At 64.5% G+C, this 26,076-nt stretch carries 24 protein-coding genes and 1 pseudogene; 12 read left to right on the top strand and 13 right to left on the bottom strand.

Translation table 11 applies throughout. The features are described 5' to 3' along the window. Positions 1-20 precede the first annotated feature (20 nt). Positions 21-1,073: pseudogene (arsB, locus tag B4394_RS19905) on the bottom strand (ACR3 family arsenite efflux transporter); the annotation flags it as partial. After that, the gene (locus B4394_RS19900; protein ID WP_078316051.1) at positions 1,070-1,573 is read right to left on the bottom strand and encodes an ArsI/CadI family heavy metal resistance metalloenzyme; all 504 of its coding nucleotides are present in this window, start codon (positions 1,571-1,573) and stop codon (positions 1,070-1,072) included. The pseudogene arsB and the gene B4394_RS19900, both read right to left, overlap by 4 nt. 94 nt (positions 1,574-1,667) lie before the next feature. Between B4394_RS19900 and B4394_RS19895 the strand changes: the two genes are divergently transcribed. Next, the gene (locus B4394_RS19895) at positions 1,668-2,027 is read left to right on the top strand and encodes an Rv2640c family ArsR-like transcriptional regulator (RefSeq protein ID WP_078316050.1); all 360 of its coding nucleotides are present in this window, start codon (positions 1,668-1,670) and stop codon (positions 2,025-2,027) included. 229 nt (positions 2,028-2,256) lie between these two features. On the opposite strand, the gene B4394_RS19890 is transcribed toward B4394_RS19895, so the two are convergent. Genes B4394_RS19890 through B4394_RS19870 form a run of 5 tightly spaced genes read right to left on the bottom strand, consistent with a single transcriptional unit; the run spans position 2,257 to position 8,139 of the window. After that, on the bottom strand, positions 2,257-2,655 hold the full coding sequence (locus B4394_RS19890; protein ID WP_078316049.1) for a DUF6262 family protein: 399 nt from the start codon (positions 2,653-2,655) through the stop codon (positions 2,257-2,259). Further along, positions 2,648-4,900 carry a tyrosine-type recombinase/integrase gene (locus B4394_RS19885; protein WP_078316048.1) on the bottom strand — a complete coding sequence of 751 codons (2,253 nt, stop codon included), beginning with the start codon at positions 4,898-4,900 and terminating at the stop codon, positions 2,648-2,650. The genes B4394_RS19890 and B4394_RS19885 overlap by 8 nt, the downstream gene beginning before the upstream one ends. Continuing rightward, a complete protein-coding gene (locus tag B4394_RS19880) occupies positions 4,887-6,095 on the bottom strand; it encodes a tyrosine-type recombinase/integrase (RefSeq protein WP_078316047.1) in 1,209 nt (402 codons plus the stop codon). The genes B4394_RS19885 and B4394_RS19880 overlap by 14 nt, the downstream gene beginning before the upstream one ends. Before the next feature lie 15 nt (positions 6,096-6,110). After that, positions 6,111-7,313 carry a helix-turn-helix domain-containing protein gene (locus B4394_RS19875; RefSeq protein ID WP_078316046.1) on the bottom strand — a complete coding sequence of 401 codons (1,203 nt, stop codon included), beginning with the start codon at positions 7,311-7,313 and terminating at the stop codon, positions 6,111-6,113. Positions 7,314-7,371: 58 nt separating this feature from the next. Then, positions 7,372-8,139, bottom strand: a complete 768-nt coding sequence (locus tag B4394_RS19870) for a hypothetical protein (protein WP_078316045.1) — start codon at positions 8,137-8,139, stop codon at positions 7,372-7,374. 339 nt (positions 8,140-8,478) lie between these two features. On the opposite strand from B4394_RS19870, the gene B4394_RS19865 reads away from it, so the two are divergent. The 5 genes from B4394_RS19865 to B4394_RS19850 all read left to right on the top strand — a co-directional run bounded on the left by B4394_RS19865 (position 8,479) and on the right by B4394_RS19850 (position 10,745). Continuing rightward, positions 8,479-9,252 carry a type II secretion system F family protein gene (locus tag B4394_RS19865; RefSeq protein WP_078311563.1) on the top strand — a complete coding sequence of 258 codons (774 nt, stop codon included), beginning with the start codon at positions 8,479-8,481 and terminating at the stop codon, positions 9,250-9,252. Beyond that, a complete protein-coding gene (locus B4394_RS19860) occupies positions 9,249-9,833 on the top strand; it encodes a type II secretion system F family protein (RefSeq protein ID WP_078311562.1) in 585 nt (194 codons plus the stop codon). Before B4394_RS19865 ends, B4394_RS19860 begins: the two co-directional genes overlap by 4 nt. A 75-nt stretch (positions 9,834-9,908) precedes the next feature. Continuing rightward, positions 9,909-10,076, top strand: a complete 168-nt coding sequence (locus tag B4394_RS19855; RefSeq protein WP_502688392.1) for a DUF4244 domain-containing protein — start codon at positions 9,909-9,911, stop codon at positions 10,074-10,076. A 50-nt stretch (positions 10,077-10,126) separates the two neighbouring features. Continuing rightward, positions 10,127-10,402 carry a TadE family type IV pilus minor pilin gene (locus tag B4394_RS25815; protein WP_286142125.1) on the top strand — a complete coding sequence of 92 codons (276 nt, stop codon included), beginning with the start codon at positions 10,127-10,129 and terminating at the stop codon, positions 10,400-10,402. After that, entirely contained in the window at positions 10,311-10,745 is a 435-nt protein-coding gene (locus tag B4394_RS19850) for an Rv3654c family TadE-like protein (protein ID WP_286142162.1), read from the top strand. The genes B4394_RS25815 and B4394_RS19850 overlap by 92 nt, the downstream gene beginning before the upstream one ends. Positions 10,746-10,798: 53 nt before the next feature. Here B4394_RS19850 and treA read toward each other — a convergent pair whose 3' ends face one another. Further along, positions 10,799-12,469 carry an alpha,alpha-trehalase TreA gene (gene treA / locus B4394_RS19845; RefSeq protein WP_078316044.1) on the bottom strand — a complete coding sequence of 557 codons (1,671 nt, stop codon included), beginning with the start codon at positions 12,467-12,469 and terminating at the stop codon, positions 10,799-10,801. A 154-nt stretch (positions 12,470-12,623) separates the two neighbouring features. Here treA and B4394_RS19840 point away from each other — a divergent pair, with 154 nt between their 5' ends. After that, positions 12,624-13,640: a LacI family DNA-binding transcriptional regulator gene (locus B4394_RS19840; RefSeq protein WP_176138344.1), complete on the top strand. Its 1,017-nt coding sequence runs from the start codon at positions 12,624-12,626 to the stop codon at positions 13,638-13,640. Between the two features lie 93 nt (positions 13,641-13,733). On the opposite strand, the gene B4394_RS19835 is transcribed toward B4394_RS19840, so the two are convergent. Genes B4394_RS19835 through B4394_RS19825 form a run of 3 tightly spaced genes read right to left on the bottom strand, consistent with a single transcriptional unit; the run spans position 13,734 to position 15,694 of the window. After that, on the bottom strand, positions 13,734-14,102 hold the full coding sequence (locus B4394_RS19835; RefSeq protein ID WP_078316042.1) for a hypothetical protein: 369 nt from the start codon (positions 14,100-14,102) through the stop codon (positions 13,734-13,736). Then, on the bottom strand, positions 14,099-15,019 hold the full coding sequence (locus B4394_RS19830; protein ID WP_078316041.1) for a carbon-nitrogen hydrolase family protein: 921 nt from the start codon (positions 15,017-15,019) through the stop codon (positions 14,099-14,101). The genes B4394_RS19835 and B4394_RS19830 overlap by 4 nt, the downstream gene beginning before the upstream one ends. Before the next feature lie 30 nt (positions 15,020-15,049). Next, positions 15,050-15,694 (bottom strand): TetR/AcrR family transcriptional regulator, encoded by a 645-nt coding sequence (locus tag B4394_RS19825; protein ID WP_078311557.1) that lies wholly within the window; start codon positions 15,692-15,694, stop codon positions 15,050-15,052. Between the two features lie 46 nt (positions 15,695-15,740). Here B4394_RS19825 and B4394_RS19820 point away from each other — a divergent pair, with 46 nt between their 5' ends. Continuing rightward, the gene (locus tag B4394_RS19820; RefSeq protein ID WP_078311556.1) at positions 15,741-16,700 is read left to right on the top strand and encodes an alpha/beta hydrolase; all 960 of its coding nucleotides are present in this window, start codon (positions 15,741-15,743) and stop codon (positions 16,698-16,700) included. A 93-nt stretch (positions 16,701-16,793) separates the two neighbouring features. Continuing rightward, a complete protein-coding gene (locus tag B4394_RS19815) occupies positions 16,794-17,897 on the top strand; it encodes an NADH:flavin oxidoreductase/NADH oxidase (RefSeq protein WP_078316040.1) in 1,104 nt (367 codons plus the stop codon). Here the strand turns inward: B4394_RS19815 and B4394_RS19810 are convergent. Continuing rightward, positions 17,894-20,203 carry a DEAD/DEAH box helicase gene (locus B4394_RS19810; RefSeq protein ID WP_139360329.1) on the bottom strand — a complete coding sequence of 770 codons (2,310 nt, stop codon included), beginning with the start codon at positions 20,201-20,203 and terminating at the stop codon, positions 17,894-17,896. The two genes, B4394_RS19815 and B4394_RS19810, sit on opposite strands and share 4 nt — an antisense overlap. 337 nt (positions 20,204-20,540) lie before the next feature. On the opposite strand from B4394_RS19810, the gene B4394_RS19805 reads away from it, so the two are divergent. The 3 genes from B4394_RS19805 to topA all read left to right on the top strand — a co-directional run bounded on the left by B4394_RS19805 (position 20,541) and on the right by topA (position 24,426). Beyond that, positions 20,541-20,744, top strand: a complete 204-nt coding sequence (locus B4394_RS19805; RefSeq protein WP_078292536.1) for a cold-shock protein — start codon at positions 20,541-20,543, stop codon at positions 20,742-20,744. Positions 20,745-20,860: 116 nt separating this feature from the next. Then, the gene (locus B4394_RS19800; RefSeq protein WP_078311553.1) at positions 20,861-21,448 is read left to right on the top strand and encodes a hypothetical protein; all 588 of its coding nucleotides are present in this window, start codon (positions 20,861-20,863) and stop codon (positions 21,446-21,448) included. A 188-nt stretch (positions 21,449-21,636) separates the two neighbouring features. After that, entirely contained in the window at positions 21,637-24,426 is a 2,790-nt protein-coding gene (gene topA / locus B4394_RS19795; protein ID WP_078311552.1) for a type I DNA topoisomerase, read from the top strand. Here topA and B4394_RS19790 read toward each other — a convergent pair. Beyond that, entirely contained in the window at positions 24,423-25,913 is a 1,491-nt protein-coding gene (locus B4394_RS19790) for an adenylate/guanylate cyclase domain-containing protein (protein WP_078311551.1), read from the bottom strand. The two genes, topA and B4394_RS19790, sit on opposite strands and share 4 nt — an antisense overlap. Positions 25,914-26,076: the final 163 nt, after the last annotated feature.

Raw genomic sequence — 26,076 nt, 5'->3', positions numbered from 1 at the left:
TGCTGCGGGGCTGGGGGGAATCGGTGGCGCAGCGCCAGTGACACGTAGACCAGGGCCACCAGAACGGGTACTTCGATCAGGGGTCCCACTACGCCGGCGAGGGCTTGGCCGGAGGTGGCGCCGTAGGTGGCGATGGCTACGGCGATGGCCAGCTCGAAGTTGTTTCCGGCGGCGGTGAACGCCAGTGTCGTGGTGCGGGCATAGCCCAGGCCCATGGCGGCGCCGAGCAGGTAGCCGCCGCCCCACATGATCGCGAAGTACGCCAGCAGCGGCAGCGCGATGCGGGCGACATCCCAGGGTTTGGAGGTGATCTGATCGCCTTGCAGGGCAAAGAGAATCACGATGGTGAACAGCAACCCGTAGAGCGCCCACGGCCCGATCACCGGCAGGAACTTCGACTCATACCAGTGGCGGCCCTTGGTGTGTTCCCCGATGCGCCGCGAAAGGTATCCGGCCAGCAGCGGGATGCCCAGGAAGATGAGCACCGATTTGGCGATCTGCCACGGGGAGGTACTGATCTCGGTTTGGGGCAGGTGCAGCCAGCCGGGCAGTACCGAGAGGTAGAACCAGCCCAGGACCGCGAACATCACGACCTGGAACACCGAGTTAAGTGCGACGAGAACGGCGGCGGCTTCCCGGTCCCCGCATGCCAGGTCATTCCAGATGATGACCATCGCGATGCAGCGGGCCAGGCCGACGATGATCAGGCCGGTGCGGTACTCGGGCAGATCAGGCAGCAGCAGCCACGCCAACGCGAACATCAATGCCGGACCCAGCACCCAATTCAAGACGAGGGAACCGAGCAGTAGCTTGCGGTCTCCGGTGACGGTGTCCAGGCGGTCATAGCGGACCTTGGCCAGCACCGGATACATCATGATCAGCAGCCCGATCGCGATCGGCAGCGAAATCCCGTCGACCTGAACCTTTTCCAAGGCGGTGTTCAGGCCAGAGACGCCCCGGCCCAGCAGCAGCCCGACGGCCATCGCGATACCGATCCACACCGGCAAGAACCGGTCGAGCGTGGAGAGTTTCCCGGCCGCAGCCGGGGCGGTCGGGGTGCTTGCCTGGCTCATCGAGTCGCGCAGCACGAGGCCGTGGCCTCGGCAGGTTGGGCGCCGTGAGCCGAATCATCGGTGTCGTCTGGCTCGGCGTGATCGCAGGCGCAGGCCTCACCTTGCCCCAGCAGTTCCGGGGTGGTCCCGAAGGTCTCCGAGTCGGCTAGAACCGTGTAGATCTCCCACTTCTCGGCATCGGGTGCGGTGACCCACACCTTGTCCTGGGTGGCGAAACAGCACGTGGTGCCGATCTCCTCTTCGGTGAACATCCCGGCGTCGGTCAGGCGAGCGATCTCGGAATGCACCTGCTCGCTGGAGTCCACCTGTACGCCGAGGTGGTTGATGGTGCCGCCGTGGCCGGGGTTCTCCAGCAGCACCAACTTCAGCGGCGGCTCATTGATCGCGAAGTTCGCATAGCCCGGTTTGCGTTTGGCTGGCTCGGCACTAAAGAGCTTGGAATAGAACTGGATTGCCTCATCAAGGTCATCGACATTGAGGGCAAGCTGTACACGGGACATTGCGCCACCTCCACAACTAATGAGATATTCATCGAACTAGTCGCAAGTATGCCACCTCTTTGACATATGTCAATGCACCGGGGAGAATCTCTGTATGCCCAAAGCGCTGCCCGTGGTGGACACCACTAGCCCGGTGTGTTGTGCGCCGGTGGCCGCTGGCCCCATGTCCGATGTCCAGGCGTTGGAGGTGGCGCTGCGGCTCAAAGCCCTGGCCGACCCGGTGCGGGTCAAGATCATGTCCCAGCTGTTCAGTGCCCCGGACGGTGAGATGATTAGCGGTGACCTGGCCGAGCGACTTGAGTTGAGCGAGTCGACCGTGAGCCATCACATGAATCAGTTGCGCAAGGCAGGGTTGGTGGAGTCAGATCGGCGCGGCATGAATGTTTTTCACCGACCCGTGCCTGATGCGCTGACGGCATTGTGTGCCGTGCTCGATCCGGCCTGCTGCCGATAATCTGGACTGGCGCACGCAGCCAGGATGCGATAAAGAGCATCGCTGGCGCATTTGTTCGGCAGTGAAAGTACCTGCGGTGCAATCGGCGAGCAGGGGCTGGCCGCGGCCATCAAATGCATGGGTCCGTGTTGAGAACCTACCGGGAGGACACCGGGGCGCCGCGGCGGGTGAAGTCGGCTTGTCACCGCCATGAACGCTGTGGCCCGATTCCACTGCTGGCGGAGCTGCTCTAATGCTGACCGTGTGAGAGGCGGGCGATTTCGCCGTGGGCCGCGGCCAGCGCGTCCTCGCGTGCTTTGAGTTCTGCCTTGAGCTTGACGAGTTGGGTTTGTTGGGTGGTGAGCTGGCGGCGTAGCGCGGCCACGATGCTGTTCTGCGCAACAGGCGGTGCGGGTGGGGGTGCGGTGATGTGCAGTGGTGTGTGGGCGCGGATCCGTTCGAGCAGGTCGGGGTGTGCGTAGATGGTTTTGCGGGTGACCTGCGCGGTGCGGGCGACGGCGTTGACGTTTACCGGCTCGCCGCGTTTACGTAAGTGGCGGATAGCGGTGTCGATGCGGCGTCGGGCGTCTTGTGAGCGTTGTTGGGCGTGGCGGCGCAGCCCGTCGGTGCCGCGGCTGTGGTCAGTCATCGCTGTGCCGGTGTCCGCTGGTGTGGTTGATGGCGGATTCGTGGGCGCCGCGGGTGAGGATGGGTAGTTGGGGTCGGCGCCCCGCAGTGGCCGGGCCTGCGATCGCGGTATCGCCAGATCTACTGTCTGCTAGGGCATCTGCTTGGCCGGATAGGCGGGCGATGATGGCCTGTAGTGAGTTGATTTCACGCAGCCGTTCGCTGACCCAGACGTTCTCGTCGGTCAGCTCGCGGCCGGTGCGGTCGGCGAACTGTTGGCGGCGGCCGGCCAGTAGGTGTTCGGTGGCGGTGAGTTGATCGCGCAGATCATCGAGATGGGTGGCGTCGGTGGCGAAGTGTCCGCACGACAGGCAGGCGTTGCCTTTGTCGCAGGATTTCAGCGGCGGCAGCAGGCACACCCCGTTGGGCAGTACCCGGTCGGTGCGCTTGCCGAGTTGGGTCATCTCGTAGATGTCGGCGGGGCTGATCGCGATATCGGCGCCCATCGCGCCGATCTTCTTGTGTTTCAAGAATTCTGCTTCGGAGGTGGCTGCCAAGGTAGCGGCGTAGCGGGCGGTCATCTCCGGGCTTTTGTGGCCCAGGTAGCGCTGCACGACATGGAACGGGACACCGTCGTTGAGTAGCTCGGTGGCACGCGTGTGCCGCAGCCGGTGGGTTTGGGAGAACCGCAGCGGGTGACCCTGGGCATCGGCGAGTCGGTGCACGGCGTCGAGTTTTTTCAGCGCGTTCAGATATGAGGTGTAGGGGCGGGCGCGTTGGCCTTGGTGTTGGTGCACCATTCCCACGAACAGGTACTTGGGGGCCATGCCTGGGTGGCGGCGCGCCAGCCAGCGTTGCTGCTCACGGATGACATCAACGATCTGCTGCTCGATGAGGATGGTGGGGTCCACGCCGTCGACCTTGGTCTGCTGATAGCGCAGCCGCGCCACGAAGATCCCGGCATCGAGGCCGGCCGATGCGCTGGTGCCTGGAATGGCTTGCAGCGGTTCGTGATCGAGCATGAGGATCTCTGAGGCTCGCCGCCCGGTCATGGCCTGCAGCAGCCAGGCCCGGGCGGCTTGCGGATCGCCTAGGCCGGCCATCACCGAGATCTGCCCGTCGGGGTGGGTGAGTACCACCCGCTGCTCGGTGTCGGCGGAGAGCACTGGCAGGTAGGCCAGCATGCGTTGCAGATCGGCGGTGCTGTACCAGGTCAGTTCGCGGGCCCGGCGGGTTTTGCGGGGCAGGTAAGCCGGCGCCCACAGCCGGGTATGGCTGATCCCGATGTCTTTCCAGCGGCTGTTGCCGGTGGCGGCGGCGGCCTCGGTGCCGTGATCGTGCATGAAGGTGTAGAACGCTTGCACCTGGTATTGGATCTCGGCGACCAGATAGTCACTGAGGGTGCCCGATTTGGTGGTGGCCTCGGGGCTGCGCAGGTAGGCCAGAAAGTCCAGGAACACCGCCCGCAGCCGTTCGGGGTCGGTGGTAATCAGCGGATCATCGAGGTGGTTGTTGTCTAGGGCGAACCGGCCCAGGTGCCGGCCCAGGGTTTGGCTGCGGGTGACCGCGGTGGTCCAGGTGAACAGTTGATGGGTGATGGCGGTGCGCATCCAGAACCGCAGCCCTTCGCGCAGCCAGGGCGGTGCGATACCGGCGAGTTTGAGGACGCGTTCGTGATGGGGTTCATGTTCGCGTTGCGGGATCCGGGGGTCGATCCGCAGGTCCCAGGTATCAAAGCTCCACCACGGGGCGGCGGCGGTGCGTACGGCCAGCAGTGTATGGAGATGCTCGACGGTCCATTGCAGGTTGCGGCGGTAGGAGGGGGTGGGCAGGCGATGGCGGCGCTGCTCGAAGAGCACCGTCGCGTGCCGCACAATGTCGGGGACAGTGAAGTCGAGCAGGCTTACCGGCGCCGTGCCGTGGCGGCGCCGGTACTCGGCGGCGGCGCCGGGCAGGGCCGCAGTGAACCAGGCGATCTTGGCCGGGTCGATCCGGCGCAGCCCTTCGCGCCAGCACATGTACACCCACCAGGCCAGCTCGTTGGCGAAGCGCGGCGGCCCGGGCGGGGTGAAGTCATAACCGTCGCATCCGGGTGTGGGTGTGCTGTAGTAGCGGTTCTGCACGAACACCTCGGTGAACGGGGCCGCATCGATTCGGTACACCGGCTCTTGCCACGGTGCAGGCACTTTCGCCCACTGCTGCTCCCATGCCGAACCCGGCCCCTGCTGGTGGCCGGGGGTGTCGGCGGGCGGGTCAATGGTGCTCATCGTGCAGGCCTTTCCAGCCGGCGGCATAGTTCGTCCACTGTGCCGTGGTGCGCATCGCAATGTCTTCGGTCACCCACCCGTAGGTGGACAGGGTGGTTTGGATGTCCAGGTGTCCGAGCCGGCGCATCACCACATGGGCAGGCACACCGGAGGCCAGCAGCGCGCTGGCGTGGGTGTGGCGCAGCCAGTGCGGCGTCCAGCCCTCCGGGAGAAGGTCTTTGGCGGCCCTGTTGATCGAGCGGACTTTGGCGTACACGGTTTCGGGGCGCAGCGGCGCGTACGGGGTGCCGGCGGCGCGGTTGACGAACACGAAATGGGTGTCCAGGTTCGGCACGGCCATGTCTGCGCCGGCATCGACGAGCTGCCACACATACGCCGAATACAACGCTTCGAGGTCATCGCCGACGTAGATGCGCCGCGGCTGGCCCTTGACCCGCACACCGTGCGGATGATCTTGGCGGGCCGCCACATCGATCCACGGGGTGCCCCCGGCGCCGATGTGAAAGTCCTGGTGCCGCAACGATAACGCCTCACCCAGGCGCATCCCGGTCTCGGCCAGGGTGGCGAACAGCAGCCGGTCCCGTAGCCCGGCGGCCGTACCCGACCACAGCCCATCGCTGTCTTGGGTGGCGCACGCATCCAGGATCGTCTGCACCTGCGCGGGCAACAACAGGGGTGTGCGGGCGGCGTTTTGGCCGCGCACCCGGTAGATCGGCCGGTCCCGGGCCCGGCGGCGCCCCACCCCGGCCAGCATCGGGACATAACGAGAGCGGCCCCGTTTACCCAGGGAGCCGTAGAGCTTCTGGTACGGCACATCAAGGTTGTGGGCGTGCGCGTGATAGCGGTAGAACGCCAGCACCGCGGCGGCCCGCTGTTGCACGGTGGCCGCGGCCAGCCAGCTGCCCTCGGGCCCGACCCGGGTGGTCCCGGGCAGGTCCCCGGTGCGCAGATACGTCAGGAACCCGCCGAACAGCGACGTCGAGATCTGTGTCCACCCGGTTTCGGTGTGCTCCAGCAGCGTCCACCAGGCCGCCAGGCCCGCAGCATAGGCGCGGACCGTGTGCGGGGAGGCTTGATCATCGCGCAGGAACCCGATGTACTCGGCTACCGGCGCGATCGGCAGGTGATCGGCACCCACCACCGTGTACCAGCGCGAACCATCGGTTGCATCAAGCACCCGCTGCACACGCGCCACCGCCAGCCCCGCCGCTTACGCCCGCCGGCGCCGGTAGGCGGCGAAATCGGCAACACCACCGGAACCGCTGGCAGTCGGCCGTGTCGGCGGTTTCGAGGCTGGCACGGCCATGCGCTGGCCGACCAGGAATTCCTGCAGCATGTCCAGTGGCCACATCACCCGGTGCGCGGTCAGTGCTTCCGGGGAGCTGACCCCGAACGCGAACTCTATCCACTTGCTCATCAAGCGAGGCCGCTCGGGTTTGCGGTCGTCCCAGCCCGGCTCTGTTCGCCCCCAAGTGAACCCGGTATCGGCGTTGATCCGGGTGTACAGCTGCGTGCGCAGCATGTCGTAGCGCTCGGTATCGAGGGCACCGGAATCGTGGAAATGCCGAAGCAACGCACCCACCGAAATGCCCCACTTCTGCTTGACAGGAAGCAAATTCAGCAGAGACGGGGCGTTCTTGACTGCCTGCGATACCGCGCTGAACGGTGCCAGAAACTCCGAAGCGAACCGCGACGCCTGATCTTCGTGATCATCGGTCAACTCCGCGACATTGGTGTGCAGAATCAAATGCCCCAGCTCGTGCGCCAATGTCCAGCGGGTCCGTTCCCACGAATCGAGTTCCCGCAGCACGATCAGCGGCCGCTCCCGGAACTCGCCCACCCACGTCGAGCAGCCCAAATGTTTCTCCAGCCGGCCGCGTGAATTGTCCTCCGGTGCGCTGCCGCCGAACCGCTCATAGCGCATCACCACCGGGATACCGCCGCGCTCAAGCAGATGCGTCAGATCACCGATCGGGGCGTCACGGTCAGCACCCAGGCACTGGCGCGCATGCAGGGCCGCAGCGACAGGGTCAGGATCAGGGGCCGAGCTGATCTGAACGGGCGGCAGCTTATGGCGCCCGTTCATCTCCAGAAGAAAGTCGCCAGAAAGCGCAATGAACTGCGCCATCCGGTTCTTCTCGGTCTCCGTCGTTGACTTGGGAGCACGAAACAACAACTGATCTGGCTCCACCCGGCACACCGGCACGGAAGTGAAAAACAATGCAGGAACCCGTAACACATCCATCAAGGCAGCCAGCTCGTCCTCGGAGACCTGGGTGGTCTCCGCCCGTTCAAGCCGCGACAAACGCGCACCAGACCAGCCCACCGCCTCCATCACGTACTTTGCTGTCAGTCGTCTCATCAAGCGGGCCTGACGGACCCGCAAACCGAAAATTTCCACCATCTTCGTCATAGCGATCCCGATTCAACACTAAGTGCCGTGACGCTAACCGACGGGTGTGACAAACCCGTCACGCTGGTGCAGGACCAGTACCCTCTTCGCCGTCCTTGCCGAAGTCCTCGAAATCGGAATTGGACGTATCTTCTTGCCGGGTAACCAACTTCGGCAGCGCAGTGGAGGCCACGATAACCGTGTTCGTGCTGTCGTCGATTCCGATCACCGCCGCCAAAAACACCTCGAGAACGTGCAGACTGTCCGGACTCAACGTCCACAAAACGAACCAGTCGTAGCCGGTGGGCTTGCGTTCGAGCTGGTCGAACTCGCCACCAAAGGTGTATTGCCCATTGATGACTTCCGGTTCGGGCACGCCGCCTTCTCCGGCCTTGGCCGCATCTTTCTCGGCCTCTCTCTGCGCCTCGGCCTCGTGGGCCTTCAGCGCCGCCTCTCTCTGCGCCTTGGAGGGGTACACGACCAGCCGATCGTGCTCGGCTACCACCTTCGACGGCGCCTTGCGGACCCGTATCCCTTCCCCGCCGCGGCCGTCCTCCAAAATCGCCGACATGCCCTGCCCGCAGCGCGTCGTCAATGACCCCTTCGGCGGTTTCTCCCCCTCGGGAAGACCCACACCGGCCTCGCGGTCCGTGCGTGCTTTGATCAATAAGCCACGCACCGAAGTGCAATGCAGTTGCCCATGCATCTCTGATGGATCCGAAAAGACCGACTCCCACAACGCAGCCGTCTTCAACACCGCGTCGGCCACGTCCTTGCGCACCTGCGAAAGCGCCGCGTGATGCTGCCGAACCAAGGTGTCGCACTCCACCTGCACTTCTAGGTTCATACCCGAAGGATTCCATAGATGAACCTACTTCGCAATAGGTACACACCGGTTTCTCTTCAGTGCAATTATCACGGCGCATCATCTTAGTATACATGTATAGATCACAAAATTCTATTGTGCCAGAGCAGAATTCAGGAAATCTACATCAGTAAGTTACTGATAAACTTTCCAATGTGTTTGTCATATCAGAAGATTTGGAAACATCCGGAGGCTGACCGAGATCGCGGTGGTCTGCAAGGGCGAGGATGGGATTGCGCGGGTGATACCCGCATGGAATGTTGACGGCAGGCCTTGTTCCGGTGCGGCGCAGCTCGAGGCGTTGATCGCACGGAGTGCGACATGACGCAGGCTCTGCTGCTACTAGCTGCCGCATTTCTCCTTGTGCCGCAGAGGCACTCGAGGGTGGGGCGGGGTGGAGCATCTCCTCGGCGATGGAATGGAAAACTGGTGGCGGCCCCACTGGGTGGTCTGATGCTGGTGGCCGTGTGGTTGTTGCCGTTGTCGGTGGTGATGGCGGTGGGTATTGCGGGCGGCACGCTGTGTGTGCGGTGGCGCCGTCGTCGACGGTTGAGAGTCCAATCGGAGGAACTGATCGTCTTGGAGTCTTGTCTCGAGGTGATTGTCGGTGAGCTGAGGGTGGGCGCGCATCCTGTGCGCGCGTTCGAGGTCACCGCAACAGAGCTTGGCGGAACGACCGGGGAGGTGTTCGCCGCCATCGCCTCCCGCGCGCGCCTGGGGGTGACGCTCGATCCGGCCGTGCCCAGGTCGGGTCCATTGGCAACGCAGTGGGGGCGGATCAGCCGTGGCTGGATGCTGGCACAGCGTCACGGCCTCGCCGTCGCGGACCTGCTTGATGTGTGTAGAACAGATCTGCAAGAGCGACAACGATTTACGGCACGGGTGAATGCCGGCCTCGCGGGGCCGCGTGCGACGGCAGCGGTACTTACCGGATTGCCGGTAGCAGGAATCGGGCTCGGGCAGATGATCGGAGCCAAGCCGCTGAGCGTGCTCTGTGCGGGCGGAATGGGTGGCGTGCTACTCGTTGTCGGGGTGGCGCTGGCATCTGTCGGTCTGCTGTGGTCCGACGCAATCACTGCGAAGGCATTGCGGTGATTACGGCTCTGCTGCTGCTGGCCTCGGCAATCTTGAGCCTGCCGGGGGCGCTGCGGGCCCGTACAAGGCTGTCGTGTGGTGATGCACTTGTCGCGGCGGATCGTGACACCACCGAAAAGGGTTTGTTAGGAATGGCGTTCAGCCTTGACATGCTGAGCGTGTGCCTTCGATCGGGGATGCCAGTGGCGACTGCGGCGTTGGTGGTGTCCTCCTGCGCGCCATCAGAATTAGGCCGTGTCCTCAACCGTGCGGGGGAGATGCTCGCCCTGGGTGCATCGCCGTCGGCGGCGTGGGCTGACGCGGGATCTGCGAATGATCTGGGATACGAACAGCGGCAGGCGCTGGCCAGATTGGCACGGCGATCGGCCGACTCCGGTGCGGTGATGGCGGCGGGCATTGCGTCGCTGGCCGTTCAGTGTCGTAGGGATGCGGTCGACTCGGCCGTGGCTACCGCCGAACGCGCCGGCGTGCTCATCGGTGCGCCGCTGGGCTTGTGTTTTCTGCCGTCATTCGTCTGCCTGGGCATCGTGCCTGTCGTCATGGGTTTGGCGAGGGATGTGTTCAGCAGCGGTGTGCTGTGATCCGCGGAAGGGCCGCGGGATCAAGAGGGAGGGAATCCATTGATACACAACATATTGACGAAGTTACGTCTGCGGATGATGGTGGTCGTCGAGTCCGAGGATGGCATGTCCACCGTGGAGTATGCGATCGGCACAATCGCGGCAGCGGCCTTCGGGGCGATTCTCTACACGGTGGTCACCGGGGATTCGATCGTCAGTGCTCTCACCAACATCATCGCGCGCGCACTCAACACCAGCGTCTAGGCGACGACACCGGAGCCGCCACCGTCGAGTCCGCCTTCGGCATAGCGGCGTTGGTAGCGGTACTCGTGCTCTGTTCCGCGGGAATCCATGCGGTATCGATGCAGGTGCGCTGTGTGGACGCCGCGCGGGAGGCGGCGCGATTGGTGGCACGCGGAGATGACGCCGATGCGAGAACGGTCGCACACCGGATTGCTCCGCGCGGTGCGGTGCTCGAGGTGCGGCGTGACGGCGACTATGCGGTGGCACGGGTCGCCGCGACGAGCCGATTGCTGCCTGCCATCACGATTGCCGCCGAGTCGGTTTCGGCGATGGAACCCGAGGGCTGACAACGGCTCGGCGACCATTGTCGCGGTGGCGATGATGGCGGTGCTGTTGGCGTTGACGGCTGGGGGCGCCGCGGTGGGCGAGGCCGTGGTGGCACGGCATCGGGCTCAGGCCGCCGCCGATCTGTCCGCGCTGGCCGGGGCGCAACGGGCGCTCTACGGTACCGCTCCCGCCTGTGCGGAGGCGACCGTGGTCGCCCGGAGGATGGGCGCCGCCGTCACCCGCTGCGTTGTCGATGATCTCGATATTGTTGTCAGCGTGGATATCCCGGTGGTGTTGGGCCGGTTCGGTGTGGGCCAGGCCCGGGCCGCGGCTCGCGCGGGACCGGTTACCGAAGGCGGGTGACGCAATGACGACTTTCGCGGCTCAGTTCACGTCACACCGGACCAACGGCGACCTCACGCGCCGTACAAATCAAGCAGCTTTAGCGTGACGCCATTGGTCCAGCCGAAGCCATCTTGCAGGGGGTACTCCCCGCCGCCTCCACCACCGGTATTACCGGCTGAGACCACGTACTTCTCGACCAGTTTGCCTTCGGTCGAATAGACGTGTTTCACAGTGGTGAGAAAACGGGTTCCGATTTCCTTCGCAAGTGCGGGCTCTCCGTATCGCCGCAAGCCATCGACCGCGATCCATTGAAGCGGCGCCCAGCCGTTGGGTGCGTCCCACTGTTGGCCGGTCGTCTCGGTTGTCGTTACGAGACCGCCGGGTTGTAGCAACGATTTGCGTGTTGCACTGGCCGTCATCGTGGCGCGTTCAGGCGACGCAACGCCTGCGAACAAGGGGTACAGGGCGGCCGCGGTGATCGCGTCACGTGGCTCGCGTAGCTGCCAGTCGTAATCGCCGTAGTAGCCGTGGTCATTCCACAAGTAACGGTTGATCGCTGTCGCGCGCTGCTGAGCGCGGGTGGAGAAGTCGGCGGTGCACGGGGCATCGCGTGTGATGGTGCAACCTTTCGCGATTGTCGTCTCGAGTTGGAACATCAGGCTGTTCAGGTCTACCGGCACGATTGCGGTAGTCCGGATGGTCTTGAGTGTCCGGCCGTCACCAAGCCAACGAGAGCTGTAGTCCCAGCCGCTTTCTGCGCCTGCCCGCAAGTCGCGCCAGACTTCGTGTGCGGGACGGCTAGGCGCTTCGTCCGCGGTCACGGTGTCCTCAAGATACGACTCGTCGCGCCTGGTGTCGCTCGCGTCCCAGTAGCGGTTCAGGACCGCGCCGTCGGGCATGGTGACCACATGGTGTGCCGCGGTGCCTGGCGGAGTTTCGTGCTCGCCTTGCATCCAGTACTCGTACTCCTTGCGCCGCGCTGGCAGATACTTTCGGTAGACGTCGTCGCCTTCGGCCTGCGCGGCGAGGGCGACCATGTTCGCGAAGAAGGGCGGTTGCGAGCGGCTCGCGTAATACGTGCGATTGCCGTTCGGCACATGGCCTACCGTGTTGATCAAGTGTGCGAAGTTGTCGAGCATGTCGTCGACGAGGTCCTCGCGCCCTGACACCTGCAAACCAAGCATCGTGGAATAGGTGTCCCAGTAGTAGCCTTCCTGGAACCGCCCGCCCGGCACCACATACGGTTTGGGTAGCGGGATCAACGAACTGTTCGGTGGCACAGAGACGCTGGTTTTTGTGAGCCTGGGCCATAGCCAGTCGATGTGCTCACGCAGCGTCTGGTTTGGTGGTGGTGTGACGCCCTCATCGGCAGGTGGTGTGAAGTGCTGTTCGGTGAAGGCCTTCAGGGAGAAGCCCGGTTCTGTTTTCTGTCGCTGGTATAGCTGAACGATTGTGGCCGGGTCGGTATCTAGAACGGAATCGACGAAGGTCTTCTGATCGGGGTATAGCTGTGAGCTCTGCACCGCGACGAAGAGGTCTCCGTAGAGTTGGTGTGGCGGCTGCGGCAGTAGGGCACTGGCGGTCGGCTGAGTGGACTGCGTAGCGGCCCGATTCTCGCTTTCTGTCAGCGAAACGCAGCCAGTAATGGTCAGGCAGGCGGTGGCTACGGTAATCGTCTTGCGAAGCCGCAGTGCAGATCTGGTTCTGGTCAAGGTGGCTGATTCGGCCTGCCATGGCTTCACCGTAGGTGTCTCCTCATTGTGTGTTCTGGGTTGGGCCGCAGATGTGGCCTTGGACAGGGCCGACCGCAAGAACTTAAGTAGCTGACCGTCGCGTGTCGAAGTGCTTCGATGAACCACTTTATACGTGGTCGCGGGGGCGGCTAGGCTGATGGTCGTGACGAGCTCTGGGGGAGTGACGATCTACCATGTCGCCGAGCGCGCAGGGGTGAGCATTTCGACGGTGTCACTGGCCATCAACCATCCGAACCGCGTCAGTGAGAGGACGAGGGAGCGGGTTGTCGAGGCAGCGGGCGAACTCGGCTACCGTCCCGGCTCTACCCCGTCGGAACGCGGAAAGGAACGCACCGGACGCATCGCGGTGATCGCGCCCTTTACGAGCTACGACTCCTTCCGGCTTCAGCTGGTGGGAGTGCTTGACGCACTCAGCCCGCATGACGTGGACGTGCTCGTCTGCGATGCGCCGTCGGCGGCCGAGGCTCCATCGCCACGCCTAGATACGTTGCCCATTCGCGGTGATGTCGACGGGGCCATCGTCATGGGGCTGCCGCTGTCGGCAGAGGGAGCCGACCGGCTGACTCGTTGGGGGCCGCCGGTGGTGCTCGTCGATGCACCCCATCCCAACTTCTCTCATGTCGGGTTCGATGACGAGCACGCGGGTTACCTTGCGGCGAGCCACCTCATAGACCGCGGGCACCGCCGCATCGTGTATCTGTGTGAACCGCAGCGCTCGAAAGCCTATGTGTCGTCAGTGATGTTGCGCGGCGACGGTATGCGTCGTGCATTCAATGAGGCGGGCGGCGCCGCCAATGGATACCAGCTCGACGAGATCGTGCTCGCGGCCAACGACATCACACTGGCAACGGAAGCCGCCACCAGCCTTCTTGCTGGTGGGCAACGCCCTTCTGCCATCGTGGCTCATCACGATGCACTCGCGGCCGGTGTTCTGGCCGGAGCCCGGGCGATGGGAGTAGTAGTGCCCGAGCAGCTGGCGGTCGTGGGGTTCGACGACGGAATCCTGGCCGAAAGCCTGGGCATGACAACGATCCGGCTGTCCTTCGAAGAAGCCGGGCGGATCGGCGCCGGACTTCTGCAATCCTTGATGAGCAACCCTGGGCAATCCCCCACCAGGACGGTGCTCATCCCACAGCTGGTGATCCGCTCCACAACCTGAACGCCACATTGCTGAGCGTGTGGCGACTGACGATGCGCGGGCATCCACGATCGTCGACATGGCCGATGTACTTGGTGTGCACGCTCTTACGCATCAGAACGCCGCAACCAGGACCAGTCCGCCGCTCATCGCCACGAATGAGGTGAACGTGGCGGCCTTGAAGCTGGCAGAGGATGTGATGTTCTCCTTGAACGCCATGGGGAGAAACAGGGTTGGATTCAATAGCGCGCCAAAGACCACGACCGCGGCCAGCCAGCCGGGTATACCCGGTACGGCCAGGCCCACCGCGATCAGGAGTACACCCATCATGATGTAGTCCAGGTGGGCCTGCAGAAACCTGCGCCCGTTCGTCACGCCGATGCGTCTGAGTAGTTGCGGGGCAAGGAAGTTCGCGGCCACCGTCCACCCCATCATCGCGCCGAACGCCAGCTCGGCCAGTCCTATGCGCACCACGAGGTTCATGCGCCCACCATGTTTCTGCGATACCACCGTCGGCCATGCCATCGTTGGTAATGCCATGCCGCGGTGGGCAGTACGCCACGGGGATGCAGCCAGAAGCGATGGGGAATCTCGGCCGTGGGTATCTGACGCCCCGGGTCGATATCGCCGAGAAGGATGCCCTGGCCCTGCTCGGGACGTCGTTCGGCGATGATGTGCCCGGCGCTATCGGTGATAAGGGTGGATCCCTCGAAATGGCCCCGGTATTCGAGAGGGAGCCAGGGCATGGCGCAGCGGAAGTCGCCAACGTGCGCGGCGTGAATCACTGGAGCTCCAACATATTTCGCGAAAGTTCCCGCTGCGGCCCGGGCCGTCTCGCGGTTGCGACGTTCCATCCCTTCAAAGGTCGCGCGTGGGTGCCACGGCGGTATTGACCACCAGCCGGAGCCTGTCATCACCAGGTCGACGCGTGAACGCATGCGTTGTGCCGTGCGGGTGCGCATCAACTCCCAACACACTGCCGCCCCGACCGCATACGTCCCCGCGCGGAACACCCCGTCGTCCTGACCGCCGATGTAGAAGGAGTTCTCCCACATGGTCGGCAGGTCCTTGTCGTGACGTCCGACCACCCCGGTTGCGTCTGCAGCGACGTAGGCATTGCGGACGTGCCCGTCCTCGTCTCGGCACAGGAACGAGCCGCCGACGAGCGCGTTGTAGCGACGAGCCAGCGAGCACAGCAGTTCGGTGGCGGCTCCCGAGAAGGGCAGAGTGGCATCTTTCAAGGACGGGTCGAAGGCGATCCCGCTGGTGAAGAACTCGGGCAACGCGATGATCCGCGCCCCGGATTGCCCGGCCATATCAGCGAGCGCGGAGCATCTGTCCAGGTTCGCGTCCACATCTCCCATGACTGCTTCGGTTTGGATCGCCGCCGCCAGCACCATAACCGAACGCTACTACAAAATTGAACGCTCCTACAAGAGTTTGTTGCGGATGAGGCCGCGTTCGATGATCTCGCGACCCAGCGCCAGGACGCGCTGCATTTCGGCGGGCTCAAGTCGCAGCCGGTCGGGCCGCAAATTGAGTGACAGCACACCGTTCCAGGCGCCCCATAGGAAGATCGACGTCCGGACCGGATCGGGGCAGTGCAGCTCACCCGCGGTGTCGGCACGGCGGAGCACGTCGGCGATGTCGCCGACCAGCGATTCGACCTTGTCGGCGATCCGGCGCTCGACCTCGTCGGCCATATCGCCGGGGGGGACGTCCAGGGTGCGCAGGGCGATCATGCGGAAGTACCCCGGGTTCTGCAGATGGAAATCGCAGTAGGCGTCGCTGGCGGCGCGCAGTTCCTCCATGGGTGTACGCCCATCGCCGAAGGCCGCGGCCATCGCTTGCTCGTTGACCAACAGGGCCCGCTCAACAAGTGCGAGGTAGAGACGTTCCTTGTTCTTGAAGTGGTGGTAGATCGAGCCGACCGCGAGATCGGCGGCATCGGCGATGGCATCCATCGTGACCGCGTGGAACCCGCGCTCCACGAAGAGTCCCTCGGCCGCATCGAGGATGGCCGCGGTCGTTACTGCGGTGCGACGGTCTTGACGTCGGGCCCTGGTCTCAGACACCCACCGAGGTTACGGGCGCACGAACTGATGGCGGTAGCGTTACCGAATGGTCGTCACCCTGCACCCCAAGTTGGGTCTCAAGGCCCGGTTGCCGTTTCTGTTCGTCCTGCTCTTCGTCAAGCCGCTGCTGATCTTGTTCCCGATCTTCGACGCGGGTCTTCGGCAGCTGAAATGGCTGGACCGGGGCGCCCAGCGGGGTCCCGACGCACCCGGCATCGCGCGGACGCGGATCGCGCTGGCCGACAGACCGACGGATCTGATGGTGCCGGCCGGGACGCAAGCCGGCGACTCCGATACCGCCATCCTCTATCTGCACGGCGGTGCGTTCATCGCGTGCGGCCCCGCCACTCACCGCAAGATCACCGGTCTGCTGGCGCGCCAGCTTCAGATCCCCGTCTACGTGCTCGACTACCGGCAGCTGCCGGAGGTCGGTGTGGGCTCCTCGGTGGCGGATGCAGTGCAGGCCTACCGCGAGCTACTCCAGCACTACACACGGGTGATCGTCGTCGGAGACTCGGCAGGCGGTTACCTGAGCGGCAAGGTCATCGAATATGCGCACACCCACGGGCTGTCGAAACCCGTTGCCTATGTCGGGTATTCACCGTTGCTTGATCTGGACCTGGCCGCCAATCCGTCCAGCACCAGCCGACACGACGCATACCTGCCCAAGGGTAAGCTGGCGAAGTTGGCACCCAAATTCGACAGGGGTCCAGTGGAATTCACTGGAGAACGTCGGGTGATATCGGTACCGGTCGAGGCATTCCCGCCAACGCTGCTCATCACCGCACAGGACGAGTTCCTGGAGCCTGACGCTCTGGAGCTCGCGGAGAAGCTTACTGGTGCGGGTGTGGTGGCCAAGGTGCACAGCTACTCGTGGCAGCTGCATGCCTTCCCGGCCATCGCCGTCTCGCGCGATACGGCCGAGGCCGTCGTTCTCTCCGCCGACTTCATCCGCGAGGCGCTTTCGGTGTCCGACCAGGAGCAGGCGACCGAGCAGACCGGGTAAATCCGGCGCGGGAAATATTCGGCACGCGTCTGCGTTGGATTGTGCCGGGCCAGCCGTGCTGGCCGCCGACCCGACGCGAGGAGCCTTCGGACCATGAGCCTGCTGTTCGAGCCGTACCGGCTGCGCGACATTACAATCCCCAACCGGATCTGGATGTCGCCCATGTGCCAGTACTCGGCGGACCCGACCGGTTCGTTGACCGGTGTGCCGAACGACTGGCACCGCACCCATCTGATCAGCCGCGCGGTCGGCGGCGCCGGGTTGGTGTTCACCGAGGCCACCGCCGTCAACGCGCAGGGCCGGCTCTCTCCGTATGACACCGGACTGTGGAACGTCACTCAGGAACGGGCCTGGGCGGCCATCGTGGAACGTGTCAAGGATTTTGGCGCCGTCCCCGCGGTGCAACTCGGACATGCCGGGCGCAAGGCGTCGACCGTCGCGCCGTGGGATGGGCACCGCTCACTGGACCCCTCGGACCCGTTGAGCTGGCAGACAATTGGCCCTACCGATGCGCCGTATGGCGACTTCGTGCCACCTTCGGCTGCCACCCCCGCCGATCTCACCACGATCATCGAGGATTATGTGGAGGCCGCGCGGCGTGCGTTGCGGGCGGGCTTCCAGGTGCTTGAGGTGCACGCTGCGCACGGCTACATCCAGCATCAGTTCCTTTCTCCGGCAAGCAATTTCCGCAGCGATGAATACGGTGGCTCATTCGCTGGCCGCGCCAAGCTCACCCTGGACACCGTCACGGCGGTACGCACTGTCTGGCCCGCGCACCTGCCGCTGTTCGTCAGGGTGTCGGCGACTGACTGGGTGTCCGAGGAGCCCGGGCTGGAGGCCGGCAGCTGGACACCCGACCAGACGGTCGAGCTGGCCAGGCAGTTGCAGGAACGAGGGGTAGACCTCATCGACGTATCGACGGGTGGCAATGTGTCGCATGTCCGGATTCCGACAGGACCCGGATACCAGGTGCGGTTCGCTCGGCGCATCCAGACCGAAACAACCCTTCCGGCGGCGGCAGTCGGCATGATCACCGAGCCGCATCAGGCCGAATCGATCCTTGCCGCCGGTGATGCTTCCGCGGTGCTGCTGGGCCGCGAGCTGCTGCGCGACCCATACTGGCCACGGCGGGCAGCGCGTGAGCTGGGTGCCGAGCTGAGCCCCGCAGTGCCCAAGCAGTACGCGCGCGCCTTCTAGCCCGGCAGCCGGGACAGCACCAATCGCAGCACCTTGACGGCCGCGGCCTTGTCCAGCGGGGAATTCCCGTTGCCGCACTTGGGCGATTGCACACATGACGGGCACCCCGCCTCGCATTCGCACGCCTGGATGGCGTCGGCGGTGGCACCCAGCCAGATCGCCAGCTGCTCGTATCCACGCGCAGCGAAACCCGCGCCGCCGGGATGGCCGTCGTAGACGAATACCGTCGGTAGGCCGGTCTCGGGTTGCAGCGCGGTCGACACCCCACCGATATCGCCGCGATCGCAGCTGGCGACCAACGGGAGCAGGCCGATAGCGGCGTGCTCTGCGGCATGTAAGGCACCGGGCGTGGCGAGCGTGTCGATATCGATGACTGCCAACGCTTCCGGGGTGATCGTGTACATCACCGCTTTGGTGCTCAATGTCGAGGACGGCATGTCGAGCTCGACAAAGTCGAGGATCTCGCCGGTTGTCAGCTTGCGCAGATAGCCGATCACCTGGTGGGTGACATCCACCGGCACCAGCCCAATCTGTATGTCACCCAGGTTTACCCGCTCGCCCTCACCCGTGATCGCGATATCGATGGTGGACCGGGCGAATGTCGAGTAGTCAGGAGTAGCGTTGTGCACCAGGGCAATTCCGTCACCAAAATCGAGAGAATCGACCAGATACGTCTCGCCGGAATGCAGATAGACCGCTCCCGGATGCACCGCCGCCGGGGCTCTGCCAGCGTCGACGGTTCCCAGTACCCGCCCGGTGTCGGCCTCCAGGATCGCGATCTGGCCGCCGATCGATCCACGGATATCCACGGCTGCATAGGGATTGAGCCCCGGGGCCGCGAAGTATCCGCCGGGCCGCTTGCGTAGGAGGCCGTCGTCGACGAGCTCAGAAACCACATCCGCTGCGTCTAAGGATCGTACGTCGTCCTCGGTCAACGGCAGTTCTGTTGCCGCGCACAGCAGATGAGGTCGCAGCACATGCGGATTGGTTGGATCGATCACCACTGCCTCGATCGGCTTGTCCAGCAGCGCGCTCGGATGGTGAACCAGGTAGGTGTCCAGTGGATCGTCACGAGCGACCAGCACCACCAACGAGCCCTGTCCCCGGCGGCCGGAGCGGCCGGCCTGCTGCCAGAATGAGGCCACAGTGCCCGGGAAACCTGCCACCACAACGGCATCCAATCCGGCGATGTCGACGCCCAGCTCCAGAGCGTTCGTCGTTGCCGCGCCGGTCAACACGCCCGTCGACAACGCTTGCTCCAATGCCCGGCGGTCCTCCGGCAGATACCCAGCCCGATATGCCGCGACCTGGGATGCCAGCGCCGGATCGACCTCGGCGAGCCGATGGGCGGCACCGAGCGCCGTCATCTCCGCTCCGCGCCGCGATCGGACGAAAGCCAGCGTTCGCGCGCCTTCCTGGACCAGATCGGCCAGTAGTCGGGAGGCCTCGGTGCTGACCGGGCGCCGCACGGGTGCCCCATTCTCGCCGGTGATTGGCAGCAAGGGCGGTTCCCACAGCGCCACCGTGCGCATCCCGTGAGGCGACCCATCGCTGATCACTTCTTCGACCGGCTGTCCGATGAGTGCTTGGGCTGCCGAACCGGGGTTCGAGGTCGTGGCGCTGGCGAATACCACCGTCGGATGCGAACCGTACCGTGCGCACATGCGCAACAGCCGCTGCAGGACGAGAGCCACATTCGACCCGAAAACTCCTCGGTAGTAATGGCACTCATCCACGACGAGGTAGCGCAATCCGCGCAGGAACACCGACCACCGGGTGTGGTTATGCAGCAAGGACACATGCATCATGTCGGGATTGGTGAAGATCCACCGCGAGCTCTCGCGGGCGAACCGCCGTAACTCGTTGGAGCTGTCCCCGTCGTACGCGCAGGGCAGCACTCGCTCGAAACTTTCCATCCCCGTGATCAATTCGCGTACCGAGCGCAGCTGGTCATGGCCCAGTGCCTTGGTGGGCGCCAGATAGAGCGCGCGTGCCCGCGGCTCCTCGGCCAGGGCGGTCAGGATCGGCAGCTGGTAGGCGACGGACTTCCCGGATGCGGTTCCGGTGGCTACCACCACATGGCGTCCCGCGAACGCCAGGGAGGCGGCAGCGACCTGGTGCGACCACGGAACGGTCACCCCCTGGGCCGCAAACGCGGCGACTGCGTTGGGATGCGCCCACGGGGGCCAGGCCGCCACCTCGGCATTTCGCGCGGGGATATCACAAACATGCCGCACCGGGGTCTCGCCGCTGGGCGTGCCCGCCACGATGAGATCCAGCAGTTCGCGACCGTACCCAACCGTCACCGCAAAACACCTCGTGACCTGCACACTTGTGCCAAAACGGCGCCGTGCTCGCTACCGCAGATGGCCATAACGCCAGGGTAAGGCAGGCCGAAAGAGGGTCGAAGTTTCGCCACTGTTCACCGAACTTCCCGGCAATTATGTGGCACACCGCTATCGCCAACGCCCCAAACATGCTCTACTTAAGGGGGTCGCAGCTTCTGTGTTCGTGTTTTGCACTCGCAGGATCGACGTTGTGATCGCGGTTACTGCGAGGATCATTCCACGGGGTATGGCGGTCGGAACGGGGCCCGACGTGCCGAACGGGTATGTCGAACCCAAGTAAAGAAAGATCAAAGAAATGCCACAGGGAACTGTGAAGTGGTTCAACGCGGAAAAAGGCTTCGGATTCATTGCGCCCGAGGACGGCTCCGCTGACGTCTTCGTCCATTACACCGAAATCTCGGGCAACGGATTCCGTACCCTTGAAGAGAACCAGAAGGTCGAGTTCGAGGTAGGCCAGAGCCCCAAGGGCCCGCAGGCTACCGGCGTTCGCGCCGTCTGACCCACATCCGTCGAAGGAACGCCCCCGGCCATGTGCCGGGGGCGTTTCTCGTTCCAAGAAACTCCCCGCGCGCGGGGAGAGCCCCCTAGCTCGCGGAGAAAGTACTGTCTGTGACTGTGAGCCAGCTGTCCTTCTTTTCCGCCGAGTCGGTGCCTCCGGAGGTCACCGATTTGGCGGGGCTGCTGGCCGGACCGGGCCAGGTCGTGGTCGGCGCGGGGGGTGCCCGGATTTCGGTGGTCGTGGACCAGCCGTGGCGTGCGCTGGCACTGGCCGAGATGATCACCGAAACCGGTCTGCAGGCGGAACTGGGCCACACCGAGACGGGCGCGGAGAACCATCCGCTGGTGCGTACCGCCATGGATCCCGCAGTGCTGCCGGTTGCGCGCGAGTGGACTCGCGGCGCGGTGAAAACCGTGCCCGCGCAATGGTTACCGGGTGCACGTGAGCTGCGGGCATGGGTACTCGCCGCAGGCTCACCGGAGGCCGACAGGTACCTCCTGGGACTGGACCCACATGCCCCCGATACGCATTCCCCGCTGGCGGCAGCGCTGATGCGAGTGGGCATTGCTCCGACCTTGATCGGAACACGCGGTGCCAATCCCGCGTTGCGGATCAGTGGAAGACGCAGACTGGGGCGGCTACTGGAAAACATCGGAGAACCACCCGGCGACACCGATGCATTCCGCGTCTGGCCGAGGGTCTGACCGGGTTTTAGCAGCGGTTTAGTGAGGACTCGGACACGCTTTTGGCCACCCTGACATCGGGAATACCGACGCCTATATGGAAGGCTAGGTTTGCGCAATTGGCGCGGGGGTGTCATCTTGTGACCACGGTGGACCGCCCCCTACACCGTACATATGCGGCTTAATGCGCAGGTAAGGAGACGAAGCAGGTGCGACGGCTCGTCATCGTCGAATCACCGACGAAGGCCCGCAAGATCGCTGGCTATCTCGGCGACGGATACGTCGTCGAGTCGTCGCGTGGCCACATTCGGGACTTGCCCCGTGCCGCTGCCGATGTTCCCGCCAAGTACAAGTCCGAACCCTGGGCCCGTCTTGGAGTGAACGTCGATCAAGACTTCGAGCCGCTCTACATCGTCAGCCCGGATAAGAAGGGCACCGTCACCGAACTCAAGGGCCTTTTGAAGGACGTTGACGAGCTCTATCTCGCAACGGACGGTGACCGCGAGGGTGAGGCCATCGCCTGGCACCTGCTGGAGACTCTCAAGCCCAAGGTGCCCGTGCGGCGCATGGTCTTCCACGAGATCACCGAGCAGGCCATCCTTGCGGCCGCCCAGGACCCTCGTGACCTCGACAACAACCTCGTCGATGCGCAGGAGACCCGTCGCATCCTGGACCGCCTTTACGGCTACGAGGTCAGCCCCGTGCTGTGGAAGAAGGTCGGCCGGAATCTGTCCGCCGGTCGTGTGCAGTCGGTGGCGACCAGGATCATCGTCCAGCGTGAACGCGATCGCATGGCGTTCCGTAGTGCCGGGTATTGGGACCTGGGCGCCGAGCTGGACGCCGGTAGTGAGGCCAAGCCCCCACGTTTCAATGCCCGTCTGCTGAGCGTTGACGCACTGCGAGTGGCCTCCGGCCGCGACTTCGACTCCCTGGGCCAGGTCAAGAAGGCCGACGATGTGTTGGTCCTTGACGAAGTGCGGGCCAACGCCCTCGTCGCTGGGCTGTCTCACGCCACCCTGACGGTCGCATCCGCCGAAGAGAAGCCGTACACCCGCAAGCCTTACCCGCCGTTCATGACGTCGACGCTGCAGCAGGAAGCCGGGCGCAAGCTGCGGTTCTCCTCCGAGCGCACCATGAGCATCGCGCAGCGGCTGTACGAAAACGGCTACATCACCTATATGCGTACCGACTCGACGACGCTGTCGGAATCGGCATTGACTGCCGCGCGCAGCCAGGCCGCGGAGTTGTACGGAAGCGAATACGTGCATCCCTCGCCACGGCAATACACCCGCAAGGTGAAAAATGCGCAGGAAGCGCACGAGGCTATTCGCCCGGCAGGCGAGACATTCAAAACTCCGGGGCAATTGCATTCGTTGGTCGACAATGACGAATTCCGCCTGTACGAGCTGATCTGGCAGCGCACGGTTGCCTCGCAGATGGCCGACGCCCGTGGCACCACGCTGAGCCTGCGCCTCGCGGGTACCGCCACCTCCGGCGAGCAGGTGGTGTTCACCGCGAGCGGTCGCACCATCACGTTCCCCGGCTTCTTGTCCGCGTACGTCGAGACCGTGGATGAATTGGCTGGTGGCGAGGCCGACGATGAGGAACGCCGCCTGCCACAGCTCAAGCAGGGCCAGACCGTCACGGTCACCGAACTGTCCGCAGATGGGCATACCACCAATCCGCCTGCTCGCTACACCGAGGCCTCGCTCATCAAGGCGTTGGAAGAGTTGGGAATTGGGCGTCCGTCGACCTACTCGTCGATCATCCGGACCATCCAGGACCGCGGCTACGTACATAAGCGCGGCAGCGCGCTAGTGCCCTCGTGGACCGCGTTCGCGGTGATCGGGTTGCTCGAACAGCACTTCGGCCGTCTCGTCGACTACGACTTCACCGCCGCCATGGAGGACGACCTCGACGAGATCGCCTCCGGTAACGAACGGCGCACAAACTGGTTGAACGCCTTCTACTTTGGTGGCGAGCACGGCGTCGAGGGCTCGGTGGCCCGCGCCGGCGGTCTGAAGCGCCTGGTGGGTGTCAACCTGGAGGAGATCGACGCTCGCGAGGTCAACTCGATCAAGTTGTTCGACGACGACCAGGGCCGCCCCATCTATGTGCGCGTCGGAAAGAACGGGCCGTACCTGGAGCGGATGGTGGCCGATCCGGACGGGGAGGCCGGGGCGCTCATCCCGCAGCGTGCCAACGTCAAGGACGGTGTCACGCCCGATGAGCTGACGGTCGAGATGGCTGAACAACTGTTCGCGATTCCGCAGGAGGGCCGGACGCTGGGTGTTGACCCGGAGACCGGACACGAAATCGTTGCCAAGGATGGACGTTTCGGCCCCTACGTGACCGAGGTGCTGCCCGCGCCGCCCGAGCAGCTCGACGCCGTGGAAGCGGATGCGAAGCCGAAGCGGGGCGCCAAGAAGGTGGAAGGGCCCAAGCCGCGCACCGGCTCGCTGCTGAAGTCCATGACGCTGGAGACTGTGACGCTTGAGGACGCACTCAAGCTGCTGTCCTTGCCGCGTGTGGTCGGTGTCGATCCCGCCAGCAGCGAGGAGATCACCGCGCAGAACGGGCGCTACGGCCCGTACCTCAAGCGCGGCACGGACTCTCGATCGCTGGCCACCGAGGATCAGATGTTCACCATCACCCTTGACGAGGCGCTGAAGATCTACTCCGAGCCCAAACGCCGTGGCGGACAGGCGGCCTCGGCGGCCCCGCTGCGTGAGCTGGGTGTGGATTCGACGACCGGCAAGCCGATGGTGATCAAGGACGGCCGCTTTGGTCCCTACGTCACCGATGGCGAGACCAATGCCAGCCTGCGTAAGGGCGATGACGTGCTGTCGATCACCGACGAGCGGGCCTCGGAGTTACTTGCCGACCGTCGCGCGCGCGGTCCGGTGAAGCGGGCCAAGAAGGCACCGGCGAAGGCCGCGAAGAAGGCTCCGGCCAAGAAGGCCCCCGCGAAGAAGGCTGCTGCCAAGAAAGCGACCTAGCTGTGGCGCGGACGTGCGACCTGTGTCGACACGTTCCGGCCGCGCAGCTCGACGGTCTCACCGACGTTCCAGCGCAGTGCTTCCTCGTCGCGAGCCTCCATGACCGCGGAAGCTGACGCCAGCACGTTTCCGGGTTCGTTCTTGGCCAGCTCGGTAAGCCGGGCCGCCTCGTTGACGGGGTCGCCGATGACGGTGTACTCGAAGCGCGCCTGCGCCCCGATGTGGCCGGCGATGGCGCGTCCGGCAGAGACGCCGATACCAAAATCGTTGGAGCCCAATACGTTGGTGAGCTCGTCGGCCAGCTCACGGGCGGCCGCCAACGCGGCCGCGGCGCCGTCGGGATGATCAATGGGAGCGCCGAAGATAGCCAGCGCCGCGTCGCCCTGGAACTTGTTGACGAATCCGCCGTGCTTGTTGACGGTGTCGACGATCACCCGGAAGAACTCGTTGAGGACCCGGACGACCACTGCGGGGCCACGCGTGGACGCCAACTGAGTGGAGCCCACCAAGTCCACGAAAAGTACTGCCACACTGCGTTCCTGACCGCCAAGCTCGGTGCCGTATTCGAGCGCCCGGCGTGCGACGTCCTCGCCGACGTAGCGGCCGAAGAGGTCACGGAGGCGTTGTCGTTCGCCGAGATCGCGCACCATGTCGTTGAACCCGGCCTGCAGCAGTCCCAGCTCGCTGGCGTCGTAGATCGGTACGTGGGCGTTGTAGTTGCCGCGCTGCACTTCGCTGAGTGCCCAACGTAATTGGCGCAGCGGATCGGCGATCGAGGTGGCCACCAGCAGGGTGCCCATCAGTCCGATCGCCAGGGCGATGATCGCCAGGATCAGGATGGAGCCGGTGAGGTTATCGGCATTGGACTTCAGGTAACCCGCGCGCTGCCCCACGACGGTGAGCACTATTGCCAGGATCGGCACGCCGGTGCTCAGTGCCCAGGTGAGGACCTGGCGGACGATAACGCCTGGGGCTGTGACATTTTCCGGCACTCCGCGGCGCAGTGCCTGAATCGCCACGGGGCGCAGGACGCGCTCGGACTGCAGGTACCCGATGATGCTGGTCGTGGTGGCCCCGAGCACCGTCGCGAATGCGGCGACCAGCACCGAGCTATGGGTAGATGACCAGGTGACGGCGACGAATATCGCGCCACCCACAAGCCACGTCGCCACGCTGATGACGGTGCGGTAGAAGGGCATCTGTAGGGCGCGGACGCGGACATCCTCGGACCCCTCGGACTCGAAGTCCGGGGAACTGTACTGCCAGCGCAGCACGGGCAGGAGCAGGTAGGTGCTCACGATCGCGCCGGCAACAAAGAGAATGAACAGTGAGACACCGAGGATGATGAGCCGCTGCGTGCCGAGCTCGGTCAGCTCCACCCGGTCACTCGGTGGGAGCCCGAACCGTAGGAAGCCCAACACGAACAGTGCGCCGACGAGGTTGGACTGGGCGATACCCATGATGAAGAGGGGCCACGGCGTGCGCATGACCCACCGCGAATACCGGGCTGCGCGTGCAAGCGGGCGCTGGTCTGCCCTTCCCTCCGCGCCAGTCACCCGTTAACCGTAGCTGTCGGCGGTGACGGCAGCGTTTCACACGCCTGTGCGGCTTGTTCTTCGCGTCGGATCCGGCGGCTAGGGTTGGTAGACG

This window comes from Mycobacterium sp. D16Q16 (assembly GCF_002013745.1).
Classification (GTDB): domain Bacteria; phylum Actinomycetota; class Actinomycetes; order Mycobacteriales; family Mycobacteriaceae; genus Mycobacterium.
The sequence above is the reverse complement of the archived record's forward strand: the minus strand, read 5'-3'. Positions and strand labels throughout refer to the sequence as shown.